Raw genomic sequence first — 12,264 nt, 5'->3', positions numbered from 1 at the left:
CTCGGGATACCAATGACGCCCCTCAGTAATCGACGCTGACATCCCCTCTGATGGTGCAGGAGCAGGCCAGCGCGACGCCGCTCTCCAGATCCTGCGCACTCAGCGTCATCACGCTCTGACGCTCGATCTCCCCTTCCGTGGTGCAGCGGCAGGCCCCGCACACACCGGCGCGGCAGGCGGCCACCATGGTTTCTCCCGCCCCCTCCAGCGCAGCCAGCAGGGTCTGGCCCGGCAGTATCTTCACCTTCTTGCCGCTCTTTTTGAGGGTCAGCCAGAAGTGGTCGCTGCCGACCGCAACTGGCGCCGTGCTCGATGTTCCAGCAGGCAGGCCGAACGACTCCTGATGCAATTGCTCCGCCGGCAGCCCCAGCTCCGCCAGCATGGTGCAGACCGCCGCCATGTAGGGGGCCGGGCCGCACAGATAGACGTGGCGAGCAAGCAGGTCTGGCGCCAACTCACTCAGCATGGCGGGCGTGAGGCGTCCCACCCAGGGATAAACCGCCGGCGCCTGTTCCAATACCAGCGCATGGCGCACGCCCGCATGGGCCTCGGCCAGTGCGGCCAGGTCGCTTGCGAAGATCACATCCTCCGGCGAGCGGGCGCTGTGGATGAAGCGGATATCTGCGTTCGGCCGTTTGGCCAGCTCGTCTCGCAGCATGGCCCACATAGGGGTGATGCCGGAGCCGGCGCTGAGCAGCAGCGGCCGCTCGCAGGGGAGCACCGCCAGATTGAAGTCGCCGAAGGGGCCGTCAACCCGGATCTCGTCCCCCAGTTGCAAGGTTTGGTGCAGATGATGGGAGACCAGCCCCACGTCCTTGATGGTGACTTGCCAGAAAGGATCCTGCGGGCTGGAAGAGAGGGTATAGGCGCGGCACTGGGGCTTGCCGTCAATCTCGGTGTGCAGGGTCACACACTGGCCGGCCAGCACGGCAGGCAGAGTGCCCTCGGTGGCAACAAACTGCCAACTTGTCACGTCGTGAGTGTCCGCACGACGGCCAATGCAGCGCAAGGTAAGAGAGGTGGAGATCATCGCAAGGCTCCTCTTTTTGAAAGACATCTTTGTGAAAAAAAGGCGAGCCGGGGGCTCGCCAAAGGCTTACAACATCTTGGGTTGAACCCGGATCAGGCCGCCAGGATCTCGGCGAGATCCGCCTCTGCGGTCGTGGTTCCCTTGAGACCGAACTGCTCCTCCAGCACCTTGAGCAGGGCCGGAGTGAGGAAGGCCGGAGCGGTCGGGCCGGTGCGAATGTCCTTCACGCCGAGTGCCAGCAGGGTGAGCAGGATGACGATGGCTTTTTGCTCGAACCAGGAGAGCACCAGGGTCAGCGGCAGATCGTTGACACCGCACTCGAACGCTTCGGAAAGCGCCAATGCCAGTTGAATGGCGGAGTAGGCGTCGTTGCACTGGCCCACGTCCAGCAGACGCGGGATGCCGCCGATATCGCCAAAGTCGAGCTTGTTGAACTTGTATTTGCCGCAGCCCAGGGTGAGCAGCAGGCTATCCTGCGGGATCGCCTTGGCGAACTCGGTGTAGTAGGCGCGCTCGGCACGGTCGCCGTCACAGCCCCCCACCAGGAAGAAGTGGCTGATCTCGCCAGCCTTGACCTTGTCGATCACCGCAGGGGCCGCCTGCATCAGGGCGTTGCGAGCAAAGCCGATGGTGATGAAATGCTCGAGCTCAACGTGCTTGAAGCCTTCCAGCGCCTGGGCCTTGGCGATAACGGCAGAGAAGTCCTCTCCTTCCAGATGGGTCACCCCAGGCCAGCCGACGATGGAGCGAGTGAAGATGCGATCCGAGTAGTTGCCCACGTTCGGGTCGATGATGCAGTTGGAGGTCATCACCACGGCGCCCGGGAAGTTCGCAAATTCCTTCTGCTGGTTCTGCCACGCGGAACCGTAGTTGCCCACCAGGTGCGGATACTGCTTGAAGAAGGGATAGGCCAGGGCCGGCAGCATCTCACCGTGGGTGTAGACGTTGATGCCGGTGCCTGCGGTCTGTTCCAGGATCAGCTTGAGATCCACCATGTCGTGGCCGGAGACCAGGATGCACTTGCCCGGCACCGGGGTGACGCGCACCTGAGTCGGTTCCGGGTGGCCGAAGGCCGTGGTTTCACCGAGATCCAGCATCTCCATGATCTTGAAGTTGAGCAGGCCGATGTCCATGGCGCACTTGAACAGGGGATCCAGATCGCTCGGATCCGTGCCGAGCCAGCTCATGATGCGGTGGAATTCGGCGGCCACGGCGCTGTCTTGCTGGTCCAGTACCCGGGCGTGCTCCATGTAGGCGGCTGCCCCCTTGAGCCCGTAGAGGCAGAGCAGGCGCAGCCCCATGATGTCTTCATTGACTTCGCTCTTGCCGCGGTTGACCGCGGTCTGGGGCGCATGGGCCAGCTGTTCCAGCAGCTCGACACCCGGCTCGAAGCGTGCGGCGGCAGGCAGCTCGGCAAGCTGCACCGCCAGCGCGGCCAGACGATCGGCCAGTTGCTGCCGATAGGCCAGCGCCTGGTTGACATAGTCGACGATGCGCGCGGAGTCAAAGTTGACGTTGGTGAGGGTGGCGAAGAAGGCCTTGGGCACGAAGGCATCGATCTCGTCATCGACGATGTCGTGCTCACGGGCCGCCAGCGCCCAGGCACTGAGGCCTTGCAGCGTATAAATCAGCACATCCTGCAGATCCGAGGTCTCGGCCGTCTTGCCGCACATACCTTGTGCATACGCGCAGCCATTGCCTGCGGGGGTACGAATTGTCTGTTCACATTGCACACAAAACATCATGCCTCTCCTAATTGGACATTTCAGTTGCTTGTTTTGTGGCGATTCTATTCCCCCGACTCAAAACTTAATAGGCATTCAATTTACCAATTAAGGTTTCATTGATGCAGATCAAAAACAAAAAAGCCGCCCAAACAGGGCGGCAAGCGGGTGGATAACATCAAAGACAACTCAGGTTTGCAACAACAAGGGACAACGGAACGGTCGGACCGGCGCCTGGTCAGGGGCATCCGGCCCTGCACTCTATCAGGCCAGGTAGGCGCGCAGCATCCAGACCAGTTTTTCCTGCTGCTGCACATAGTCGGAGAGGATGGAAGCGGTACCCTCGTCACCGGCGTCGGCGGCTTGTCCCAGGATACGGCGCTGAGCCACCAGCAGCTCGCGGAAACTCTCCAGCAGGGACTCGACACAGGCGCGACCGTCGTGCAGCCCCTTCTGCTCGGGGATGGCGGAGACCTTGAGGTAGTCGCTGAAGCTGTGCAGGGGCACCCCATCCAGGGTGAGGATGCGCTCGGCAAGGGCATCGACTTTCAACAGCAGATCGTTGTAGATCTCCTCGAATTTCAGGTGAAGTTCGAAGAACTGGTTGCCGCGGATGTTCCAGTGGAAGCCACGGACGTTCATGTAGAGGATCTGGTAGCTGGCCAGCAACTTGTTCAACTCGGCGGCCAGGGCTTGTGATTGAACGGTATCAAGACCAATGGGGCTCTTCATCATTCACCTCCAGGTGGTAAACATTATCGGGAACGGAGTCAGCATATCCCCGCATAGACTCAAAGGACAATTGCTTCTGCCTTGTCCATTGATAGCGGATGGCTATCGTCAGCAGGAAAAACACTCGCTCTCATCGCTCAAGCCGCTCGATATAGAGGATCACCTCGCCGAGGTGAATGCCGAACTTGCTGATCGCGGCGCGATTGATCAGGCGATCTTCATCCAGCAGATACATCCAGTCATCGAAGCTCACCCGTACCACCTCCCCATCCGGCAGGGCCAGATCGAGTTGATAGCGCCAGTTCAGGGCAAAGCCTGCCGTCTTGCCTACCGCCTCCCCCACCACGTCCGAGGCGGTGCCGCGCCAGTGGCCATCCGCTCCCTTGCTCAAAAACCAGGTGCGGGTCTGCTGGCGGCCGTCATCGAAATAGAACTGCTCGAACAACTCCCCCTTGCCCTCTCGCCAGCGCCCCTGCATCTCGACCCGAAAGCGACTGGTCACTTCGCCGCTACGGTCCGTCACCAGGCCATGAGCCACCAGCTTGCCATTGAAGAAACGGGCGAGATCCCAGTTCGGGCCCTGCCCTCTATAGTCATCGAGGCTGGCGCCACAACCAGTCAGCAACAGCAGTGGCCACAGCAGCAGAAGGCGCCATGTGCGATGGAAGGTCATGAGGAACTCCAGTATCAGGGTTGGCCGCGCAGGCGGCGGGTAAGGGCGGGATCGCGACTGTTGTCGGCGAGCCAGATGGCCAGAAAGGCGGCTGAAAACTGCGGATCGGCGAGGGAGCCGAGGGGCTTGTCCTGCCACCAGAAGTGGCCGGCTCCTGCACTGTCCACATAGAAGGTGAGTCTGTCCCCAGCCCCGACATCGGGCCAGAGGACGGCGAGCCGGCCGAGCCAGCGCTGGCGATCTCCCTCGCTGCCAAGGCCAAGGCGCTGCCACTCGGCGGCGGTGGCACTGAGCAAATCCTCTTTCTCTATGGCTCTGGCATAGGTCAGGGTGAGGGCCTGCGGATAGCGACCGGGCTCGTAGCGACCGCTCGCACTGTAGAGGGTGGCGTCATAGAGCTTGAACCAGAGCCAGCTCATCTCCCCCTGCCCGACCGGGCGCAGTTGTTGCCAGGGGGCAGAAGAGGCCTGTACCGCAATGGCAAACAGCAGCGTCAGCGCCACAAGCAAGGTGCTAATTCCACCCCATGTGCCAATGGGCGGGGTCTTCCAGTTCATGCCAGTCCATCTCCTGTTCCTGCAGGGTATTGATATCCTGCATCACCACGCTCGCCAGTTGACCCTGGGCATCGCGTTGGCATGCAACCACCAGATAGAAACGCTCTGCCAGCTCGCACTGGCCATCCCTGGTCCACTTGGAAAACAACAAGGCGTCGGTCGAAAAGGTGTTCATCTCGGCTCACCCTCCAGCGTCACCGTTACCCACAGCAGTACGGGTAACCACCCCATCCAGATCACCGCCAGCAGCGCCGTGCTGATCCAGATGCCCCAGGGTAAGTGTACGGCCCCCATGGCAGCACCCGCCACATAGGAGCTCGCCCCCCCCACCATGCCAAACAGCGCCTGCTGCCAGCGGGGCAAGGGCCGAAGCCAGCGCAGACCGTGGGAGAGGGTCAGGGCAAAACCGCACCAGAGCAGCAACAGCCAGAGCGGGAAACCGGCCGGAAACTGGAACAGGCCGAGCCGCCAGAGCAGGATGTCGAGCAGACAGCCTGCGAGCGCAACGGGAATGAGCCGCCAGTCTTGCCGGCGACGAGGAGAGAAGAGGAAATGAAGCAACAGCATCAGCAGCAGCGGGCCCGGTTGCTGCCATTTCACCGCCAGCAACCAATAGAGGTTGAACCCCAGCAGGTGGGCCCACTGCCACACGGTCAGTGACCGCTTACTGGCCGATCACCGGACCAGCCGAGCGGGCCCGGCTTGGCTGCCTCCAGCTGCACCAGGCTGATGGCCCGCTCCCAGAAGCCCCCCTCGCAATAGGCAAAATAGAAGTGCCACAGCCGGATGAAGTCCTGGCTGTAGCCGAGCCTTGGCAGCTCGGGGGCCAGCGCCAGGAAGCGTTCGCACCAGTGGGCCAGGGTGCGGGCATAGTGGTGGCCGTGGTCGTGCAGCCGCACCAGTTGCATGTCGGTCTCCCGGGCGAGCAGTCCCGCCATCTGGGAGACGCTCGGCAGACAGCCGCCGGGGAAGATGTAGCGCTGGATGAAGTCGACACCGCGCACATACTGGGCATGGCGCTGATCGGCGATGGTGATGGCCTGAATGAGCAGACGGCCGCCGGGTCTGAGCAAGCGTGACAGCTGGCGGAAGTAGTCCGGCAGGAAGGCGTGCCCCACTGCCTCTATCATCTCGATGGAGACCAGCTTGTCGAAGCTCCCTTCCAGCTTGCGGTAATCCTCCAGCAGCAATGTGATGCGATCCTCCAGCCCCTCCCGCGCAATCCACGCCTTCGCATAGTCGTGCTGGGCCTGGGAGATGGTGGTGGTGGTCACCCGGCAGCCGTAGTGGCGGGCGGCATAGACAGCCAGGCCGCCCCAGCCGGTGCCTATCTCCAGCAGGTGATCCTCCGGTCCCAGCTCGAGCCGCTCGCAGATGGTGCGCAGCTTGGCCTGCTGCCCCTGCTCCAGGCTGGCCTCGGCGCTCGGGTAGATGGCGCTCGAGTACTGCATGTGGCTGTCGAGAAAGCCCTGATAGAGGGTATTGCCGAGATCATAGTGAGCGGCGATATTGGATCTCGACCCGGTCAGGGTATTGCGATTGAGCCAATGACGCACCTTGTTGAAGGGGAAGCTGAGCCAGCCAAGGCGCCGCTCCAGGGTGTCGAGCAGCGGCAGGTTGCGGGCCAGCAGCCGCACCAAAGCAACCGGATCAGGGCTGGTCCAGAGTCCCTCCACCCAGGTCTCACCGGCGGCGATGCTGCCCCCCAGCAGCAGACGACGATAGAAGGCAGGATCCTGCACTATCACCTCGGCATGGAGATCGGTGCCCGCCACCCCGAAGCTGTGACGCTCGTTGCCGTCCCGCAGCAGCAGTTGACCCTGTTCGAGACGTCCCAGCAGAGTGAGCAGCAGTTGCCTGGCCCCCTTGTCGATGAAAGAGGCAGAGAGGGTTGATTGAGCAAGTTCCATTAGCGGCTCTCCGGATGGATGAAGATAAAAGAGGTTCGTTTGATACAAACCCGCATCATGGGTTGCGGACAACGACTGGAAGCTGAAATACGCGAGAATGTCGGCTTCATCAGCGGCTCTCCGGGTGGCTGAAGATGGGGGTGCGTTTGATAAAAAGACGCAAGGCCTGCCAGTAGATACCGAGCAGCACCTTGAGGGTCATCCAGGGCCAGCGGGCAAGCAGGGCCACCAGCCCCTGGCGCGACAGCGGTTCGCGACGCAGCGCCAGGGTGGCATCGAACAGCTTGGCCTCGCCTGACCTGGGATGACTCTCGATATGGATCACCGTCTCCTCTTCGGGCGGGCGAATGCGCCAGTGGTAACGCATGGCCAACCCCATGAAGGGGGAGACGTGAAAGTCCTTGTCGTGGGGCGCCAGGGCCGCCAGATCCAGCAGGTAGTAGTGACGCTCGTTCCAGGGGGTGTTTGACACCTCCGCCAGCAGGTAACGCGCCTCCTCCTCCCGGTAGCAGAAGTAGAAGTTGACCGGGCTGAAGTAGAACCCCAGGCAGCGCACATTGCCTAGCAGCAGCACCCGACCGTCCGGCTCGGCGTCGCCGCCAAGGGCGGTCACCTTGTCCCACACCGCCAGCTTGAGGCTCCCTTCGCTGCCTTTGAGATAGTCATTGCGATGAAAGGAGAGCAACCCGGCCCGCTCCACGCCGAACCAGCGCCCCTGGCTGAGGCTCGGCAGCTCGTCCAGATCCAGCCCCAGCATGAAGAGGCCGTACGAGAAGGCGTGGTTGCGCGGCGCAAAACGGCGGTGGCGCACCGAGCCCTGCCAGATGGCGCTGATGGTGTCGCCGGCGGCCTTCATAGGTTGGCTCCGAAGCGACTGGCCACATCCAGGGCGCTGCGCACCCCGTCCTCGTGAAAGCCGTTGTACCAGTAAGCGCCGCAGAAATGGGTGTGCTGCCGGCCGCAGATCTCGGCTCGCCGCTGCTGGGCGGCGATGGAGGCCTGATTGAAGACAGGATGGTGGTAGACGAAGCGGCGCAGCACCTTGCTTTCGTCCACCCGGCCCTGGGGGTTGAGGCTGACGCAGAAGGGTTGCGGCGAGCTAATCCCCTGCAGGATGTTCATGTTGTAGCTCACCAGGGGGCGCGCCTCGTCGTCATCCCCGAGCTGATAGTTCCAGCTGGCCCAGGCTTTTGGCCGGACCGGCAGGCAGTTCACATCGGTGTGCAACCAGACATCGTTGGCCTGATAGGCCATGGCGCCGAGAATGGCCTGCTCCCGCTCGCTTGCATCCGCCAGCAGGGCCAGCGCCTGATCGCTGTGACAGGCGAGGATCACCTCGTCAAAGCGCTCCTCCCCATAGCCGCTCTGGACAAGCACCCCCTCGGCCGAGCGCCGGATCGCCAGCACCGGACAGGCCAGCCGGATCCGCGACATCCAGCCCGACGTGAGGGGACCCAGGTATTCCCGCGAGCCGCCCGGAATGACGTACCACTGAGGGCGGTTGGCCACATCGAGCAGGCCGTGGTTGGCAAAGAAACGCAGGAAGAAACCCAGCGGAAAGGCGCGCATGTCAGCCAGGGTGGAAGACCAGATGGCCGCCCCCATGGGCAGGATGTAGTGGCGGGCGAAGTAATCGCTGAACTCCCCCAGCAGCAGAAAATCCCCCAGGGTAGGTTCACTGCCATCCCCGCGGCGCCCGCGGTCCGCCAGCCAGGCGCGGGCCTCCCGGTTGAAACGCAGGATCTCGGCCACGAAACGGTAGAAGCGCGGGCTCAGCAGGTTGCTGCGTTGGGCAAACAGGGTGTCCAGGTTGTGGCCGTTGTACTCCAGCCCCTGGGGGCTCTTGACCGAGAAGCTCATCTCGGTGGGCTGGCGCACCACCCCGATCCGCTCCAGCAATTTCAGGAAATTCGGGTAGGTACGGTCGTTGAACACGATAAAACCGGTGTCGATGGCATAGCTGCGACCGGCCAGGCTGACATCCACTGTGGCGGTATGTCCGCCGAGCAGGGGGGCCGCCTCGAACAGGGTGATGTCGTGCAACTTGTGGAGCAGAAAACCGGCGCTGAGTCCCGAGATCCCGGAACCTATGATGGCGATCTTTTTCTTCATGAAGGGGATCCTTTCGAGATGAGGGTACGACCGAGGCGCAGCCAGAGCCCCGTCGGCAGTGCGCCAAGCAGACGCAGCAACCAGATGAAGCGACGGGGGAAGTGGATCTGATGGCGACCGGCGGCCAGCCCGCTCATGATGGCGCGAGACGCCTCCTCCACCGTCACCAGACAAGGCATGGGAAAATCATTTTTCGCGGTGAGCGGCGTCTGCACGAAACCCGGACGGATCAGGGTCACCCCTATGCCCCGGGTCGCGAGATCGAGGCGCAGGGTGGCGGCCAGATAGTCGAGGGCCGCCTTGGAGGCGCCATAGGCCTCGGCCCTTGGCAGCGGCAACCAGCTCACCGAGGAGCCGACGATGGCGAGCCGCGACCCGGACACCAGCCGCGGCAGGAAGGCGGCCAGGACGTGGCCGGTGGCGATGAGGTTGGTTTCGATGACCCGGGCAAAGAGGGCACCATCAAATCCCTCGGCCAGATCCATGTATTCGCAGTTGCCGGCGTTGAGGATCAGCAGATCCAGCGCGGGCAGATCGGCGGCAATCACGGCCATGGCGGCGCTGTCCCGTCCATCGAACTGCAGGGGAATGATCCCCTCATCGGCCAAGGCCTGCAGCCGTTCACCATCGCGGCCACAACCCCACACCTGCCAGCCAGAGCGCCGGTAATCAAGGGCCAGCTGGCGACCTATGCCGGAGGTGGCCCCGGTGATCAGTACCCGCCCGCTCATGTGCCCAGCCTCCCCTTGATGGCGCGCACCACGGGGCCCAGCAGCGGCAATTGTTCGTAGAGCATGGCGCCGAGATCGAAGTAATCCCGGTGCAGGCAGACCTTGCCCCAGGCATCGAATTGCAGCCGGGTGGCCCCCTCCACCCGCACCGGCCGCCCACCGGCAATCCGGGGATGGACGAAGGTCATGACCCAGCCAAGCCAAGCCTCATTACCCTGCAACTGCTGGCTGGTGATCTCGAACCTGCACTCCTTGAGCCGCTCATAGAGAGAGGAAAAATAGCGGGTGAGCGCGGCCAGCCCCTCGATGCGGTGGGCCGGATCGATAAACACCACCTGATCGGCATAGATCTCAGGCAGACGGTGCAACTGATGCTTGTCCAGTTGCAGATAAAGCACGATGAAATGGGCCAGCGCGTCGTTCATGTCATGTCTTCTCCTGGTCACGGAACATCTCGATGGCCCTCACCCGTGCAACGGCATGATCCACCATGGGCGCCGGGTAATCCTGCCGTCCCTTGAGCCGCAGCCAGTCGTGGGGCTGGTGCACATAGGCGGCAGGCACATCGGCAAGCTCAGTTACCCAGGTACGGATAAACTCCCCTTGTGGATCAAATCGTTGTCCCTGGGTAGTGGGGTTGAACACCCGAAAGTAGGGGGCCGCATCGGCGCCCGTTCCCGCGGCCCATTGCCAGCCACCGTTGTTGGCCGCCAGATCCCCGTCGATGAGCTGGCTCATGAAGTAATCCTCCCCGAGCCGCCAGTGGATGTGCAGATCCTTGGTCAGGAAGCTCGCCACTATCATTCGCAGCCGGTTGTGCATCCAGCCGGTGGCGTTGAGGCAGCGCATGGCGGCGTCGACGATGGGGTAGCCGGTACGCCCCTCGCACCAGGCGGCAAAGGCATCCGGGTCCCAGCTCCAGGGCAGGGCCACCGTCTCTGGCTTGAAAGGGCGATTCATCGAGAGGGTCGGGATCAGTACCAGCAGGTGGCGATAGAACTCGCGCCAGATGAGCTCGTTAAGCCAGACGAAACCGGGCTGCGCCTTGGACTGGGGCCGGCCGCCGAGTCGCTGCTGCAAGGCCGCCACGCACTGACGGGGGCTGACGATGCCCGCCGCCAGATAGGGGGAGAGGATGGACGTGCCCGCCAACGCCGGAAAATCCCGGGTCTCGCCATAGTCCAGCACCGCCTGCTCCAGGAAGGTATGCAACCGCCGCAGGGCCTCGACCTCCCCCACCGGCCAGCGGGGATCCGGGGTCAGCTCCCCGAACCCCTCATCGACAAAAGCCCGCTCGGCCAGCGGCTGCCACGGCAATGGCTCACCCCGTGGCGCCGGGGCTCTGTGAATGACGAAACCATCCTCATCCAGCGCCTTGAGCCAGGCGCGGCTGAAGGGGGTGAAGACCTTGAACATCTCCCGACCGCCGGTCAGTACCCGCCCAGGGGGCAGCACGCAACAGCCGTTGAGCCAGTGGCAGCTCACCTCCTGCTCTGCCAGCGCGGCGGTGACGCCATGGTCCCGGCGCTGCTCGTCAAGTTCGATGGCCTGGTTGGCGTAGAGGTGCGTGACGCCGAGCTCGCGGCAGAGGTCAGCCAGCGCCGCAGGCACCTCGGCAAAGGTCTCGACCCGCAGCAGATGAAGCGGGATGCCGAGGGCCGCCAGCTCGCGGCCCAGCACATCGACCTGGGCCAGGATGAAGCGCTGACGGATGGGTGCCATCTTGTGCTGTCGCCACTGGGTGGGGGAGATGATGAAGAGTGCGGCGACCGGCTCATCGCTGGCGCAGCCATGACGCAGCGCCGGGTTGTCGGAAAGGCGCAAGTCATTGCGAAACCAGACCAGCCTCATGATTTCTTGCTCCCGCGCCCACGGGCGCCGCGCGCGGCAGGCTTGTCCGCCATCACCTCGGCCAGGGTCGCCCGCCAGCCGTGAGCGGCCAGCCAGTCAGCGTCATAGAGTCGCCCCAGCTCGCCAAAGAGCCGGGTACCGGCAGGCCAGTCGGCGGCCAGCGCCGGCTTGCCAAGGCCGGCCCCCAGCAGCACCAGCCAGGGGGTGGCGGCCCGCCCCTCCAGCAGGGCGGCATGGCGCGGCTCCACCGCCCCCAGCAGCTGTACCTCATAACCCTGACCGATGAGCTCATACGCGGCCCAGACCAGATCGAGAGGGCCCACCTGACCCCAGCTCGCCAGGGTGACCGGCAGCCCCTTCTCCTGCTCGATGAGGTGGCGGGCGAAACGGGTGTGGAGCCAGCCCAGCCACACTTGTTGCAGCAGCTCGCCATCCGGCCGCTCGCGCCACAGGCCGAGCAGCTGCTCCACCAACGGTTGCAGCACCCGACTGCGCACCAGCTCGAACGGGTAGCTCGCCAGCAGATCATTGAGCTCGGCCTCCGCCTTGCGCTGGTTGAAGGCGAGCAGCGCCTGACTGAACTGCTCCAGGGTCTGCTGCCAGTGATCGCTCACCGGCTGGGACTGAGGTTCGCTCAACAGCCCCTTCACCTGCCCTATGCTCACCCCCCGTTCCAGCCAGCTCAGGATCTCGCCTATCTGGCGGATATCCTGCTCGCTGTAGAGGCGATGCCCCTTCTCGGTACGGGCGGGCTGCACCAGCCCGTAGCGGCGCTGCCAGGCGCGCAGGGTGACGGCGTTGACCCCGGTGAGTCGGGAGACCTCGCGGATGGGATAGATCCCCTCGTCCGGCTTGGCGGCATCATCTTGTGGTACATCTGACATGGTGACTTCCATTCAACAGGGTATGGGCGCCCCGAGCCCAGAGGCTGCGTCGGGGCACAA

At 63.6% G+C, this 12,264-nt stretch carries 14 protein-coding genes; all 14 read right to left on the bottom strand.

From position 1 onward, the window contains the following. Window positions 1-22 precede the first annotated feature (22 nt). Window positions 23-1,030: a hybrid-cluster NAD(P)-dependent oxidoreductase gene (locus KW824_RS10210; protein WP_218409716.1), complete on the bottom strand. Its 1,008-nt coding sequence runs from the start codon at window positions 1,028-1,030 to the stop codon at window positions 23-25. A 92-nt stretch (window positions 1,031-1,122) separates the two neighbouring features. Next, the gene (gene hcp / locus KW824_RS10205) at window positions 1,123-2,772 is read right to left on the bottom strand and encodes a hydroxylamine reductase (RefSeq protein WP_041206287.1); all 1,650 of its coding nucleotides are present in this window, start codon (window positions 2,770-2,772) and stop codon (window positions 1,123-1,125) included. A 246-nt stretch (window positions 2,773-3,018) separates the two neighbouring features. Beyond that, entirely contained in the window at window positions 3,019-3,486 is a 468-nt protein-coding gene (locus tag KW824_RS10200) for a Dps family protein (RefSeq protein WP_011705037.1), read from the bottom strand. A gap of 130 nt (window positions 3,487-3,616) precedes the next feature. Continuing rightward, on the bottom strand, window positions 3,617-4,159 hold the full coding sequence (locus tag KW824_RS10195; protein WP_042650333.1) for a DUF3833 domain-containing protein: 543 nt from the start codon (window positions 4,157-4,159) through the stop codon (window positions 3,617-3,619). Window positions 4,160-4,173: 14 nt separating this feature from the next. Beyond that, window positions 4,174-4,716 (bottom strand): chalcone isomerase family protein, encoded by a 543-nt coding sequence (locus KW824_RS10190; protein WP_043130875.1) that lies wholly within the window; start codon window positions 4,714-4,716, stop codon window positions 4,174-4,176. Further along, complete coding sequence (locus KW824_RS10185; protein WP_005332522.1) at window positions 4,673-4,891, bottom strand: TIGR02450 family Trp-rich protein; 219 nt, start codon at window positions 4,889-4,891, stop codon at window positions 4,673-4,675. The genes KW824_RS10190 and KW824_RS10185 overlap by 44 nt, the downstream gene beginning before the upstream one ends. Beyond that, window positions 4,888-5,367 (bottom strand): DUF2878 domain-containing protein, encoded by a 480-nt coding sequence (locus tag KW824_RS10180; protein WP_043130873.1) that lies wholly within the window; start codon window positions 5,365-5,367, stop codon window positions 4,888-4,890. The genes KW824_RS10185 and KW824_RS10180 overlap by 4 nt, the downstream gene beginning before the upstream one ends. A gap of 2 nt (window positions 5,368-5,369) precedes the next feature. Then, complete coding sequence (locus KW824_RS10175; protein ID WP_218409715.1) at window positions 5,370-6,626, bottom strand: cyclopropane-fatty-acyl-phospholipid synthase family protein; 1,257 nt, start codon at window positions 6,624-6,626, stop codon at window positions 5,370-5,372. Window positions 6,627-6,735: 109 nt separating this feature from the next. Beyond that, window positions 6,736-7,482, bottom strand: coding sequence for a DUF1365 domain-containing protein (locus tag KW824_RS10170; protein WP_218409714.1), 747 nt, complete (start codon window positions 7,480-7,482; stop codon window positions 6,736-6,738). Then, the gene (locus KW824_RS10165; protein WP_218409713.1) at window positions 7,479-8,738 is read right to left on the bottom strand and encodes an NAD(P)/FAD-dependent oxidoreductase; all 1,260 of its coding nucleotides are present in this window, start codon (window positions 8,736-8,738) and stop codon (window positions 7,479-7,481) included. The genes KW824_RS10170 and KW824_RS10165 overlap by 4 nt, the downstream gene beginning before the upstream one ends. After that, the gene (locus KW824_RS10160; RefSeq protein ID WP_218409712.1) at window positions 8,735-9,469 is read right to left on the bottom strand and encodes an SDR family NAD(P)-dependent oxidoreductase; all 735 of its coding nucleotides are present in this window, start codon (window positions 9,467-9,469) and stop codon (window positions 8,735-8,737) included. The genes KW824_RS10165 and KW824_RS10160 overlap by 4 nt, the downstream gene beginning before the upstream one ends. Then, window positions 9,466-9,894 (bottom strand): nuclear transport factor 2 family protein, encoded by a 429-nt coding sequence (locus tag KW824_RS10155; protein WP_042650340.1) that lies wholly within the window; start codon window positions 9,892-9,894, stop codon window positions 9,466-9,468. Before KW824_RS10155 ends, KW824_RS10160 begins: the two co-directional genes overlap by 4 nt. Before the next feature lies 1 nt (window position 9,895). Beyond that, entirely contained in the window at window positions 9,896-11,320 is a 1,425-nt protein-coding gene (phrB, locus tag KW824_RS10150) for a deoxyribodipyrimidine photo-lyase (protein ID WP_218409711.1), read from the bottom strand. Further along, entirely contained in the window at window positions 11,317-12,204 is an 888-nt protein-coding gene (locus tag KW824_RS10145) for a MerR family transcriptional regulator (protein ID WP_218409710.1), read from the bottom strand. Before KW824_RS10145 ends, phrB begins: the two co-directional genes overlap by 4 nt. Window positions 12,205-12,264: the final 60 nt, after the last annotated feature.

The sequence above is a fragment of the Aeromonas sp. sif0611 genome (assembly GCF_019218845.1).
Classification (GTDB): domain Bacteria; phylum Pseudomonadota; class Gammaproteobacteria; order Enterobacterales; family Aeromonadaceae; genus Aeromonas; species Aeromonas media.
The sequence above is the reverse complement of the archived record's forward strand: the minus strand, read 5'-3'. Positions and strand labels throughout refer to the sequence as shown.

Coding starts and splice junctions, on each gene's coding strand:
- KW824_RS10190 (WP_043130875.1), bottom strand. CDS start 4,716: ATGAACTGGAAGACCCCGCCCATTGGCACATGGGGTGGAATTAGCACC.
- phrB (WP_218409711.1), bottom strand. CDS start 11,320: ATGAGGCTGGTCTGGTTTCGCAATGACTTGCGCCTTTCCGACAACCCG.
- KW824_RS10200 (WP_011705037.1), bottom strand. CDS start 3,486: ATGAAGAGCCCCATTGGTCTTGATACCGTTCAATCACAAGCCCTGGCC.
- KW824_RS10210 (WP_218409716.1), bottom strand. CDS start 1,030: ATGATCTCCACCTCTCTTACCTTGCGCTGCATTGGCCGTCGTGCGGAC.
- KW824_RS10185 (WP_005332522.1), bottom strand. CDS start 4,891: ATGAACACCTTTTCGACCGACGCCTTGTTGTTTTCCAAGTGGACCAGG.
- KW824_RS10175 (WP_218409715.1), bottom strand. CDS start 6,626: ATGGAACTTGCTCAATCAACCCTCTCTGCCTCTTTCATCGACAAGGGG.
- KW824_RS10155 (WP_042650340.1), bottom strand. CDS start 9,894: ATGAACGACGCGCTGGCCCATTTCATCGTGCTTTATCTGCAACTGGAC.
- hcp (WP_041206287.1), bottom strand. CDS start 2,772: ATGTTTTGTGTGCAATGTGAACAGACAATTCGTACCCCCGCAGGCAAT.
- KW824_RS10195 (WP_042650333.1), bottom strand. CDS start 4,159: ATGACCTTCCATCGCACATGGCGCCTTCTGCTGCTGTGGCCACTGCTG.
- KW824_RS10170 (WP_218409714.1), bottom strand. CDS start 7,482: ATGAAGGCCGCCGGCGACACCATCAGCGCCATCTGGCAGGGCTCGGTG.
- KW824_RS10160 (WP_218409712.1), bottom strand. CDS start 9,469: ATGAGCGGGCGGGTACTGATCACCGGGGCCACCTCCGGCATAGGTCGC.
- KW824_RS10165 (WP_218409713.1), bottom strand. CDS start 8,738: ATGAAGAAAAAGATCGCCATCATAGGTTCCGGGATCTCGGGACTCAGC.
- KW824_RS10145 (WP_218409710.1), bottom strand. CDS start 12,204: ATGTCAGATGTACCACAAGATGATGCCGCCAAGCCGGACGAGGGGATC.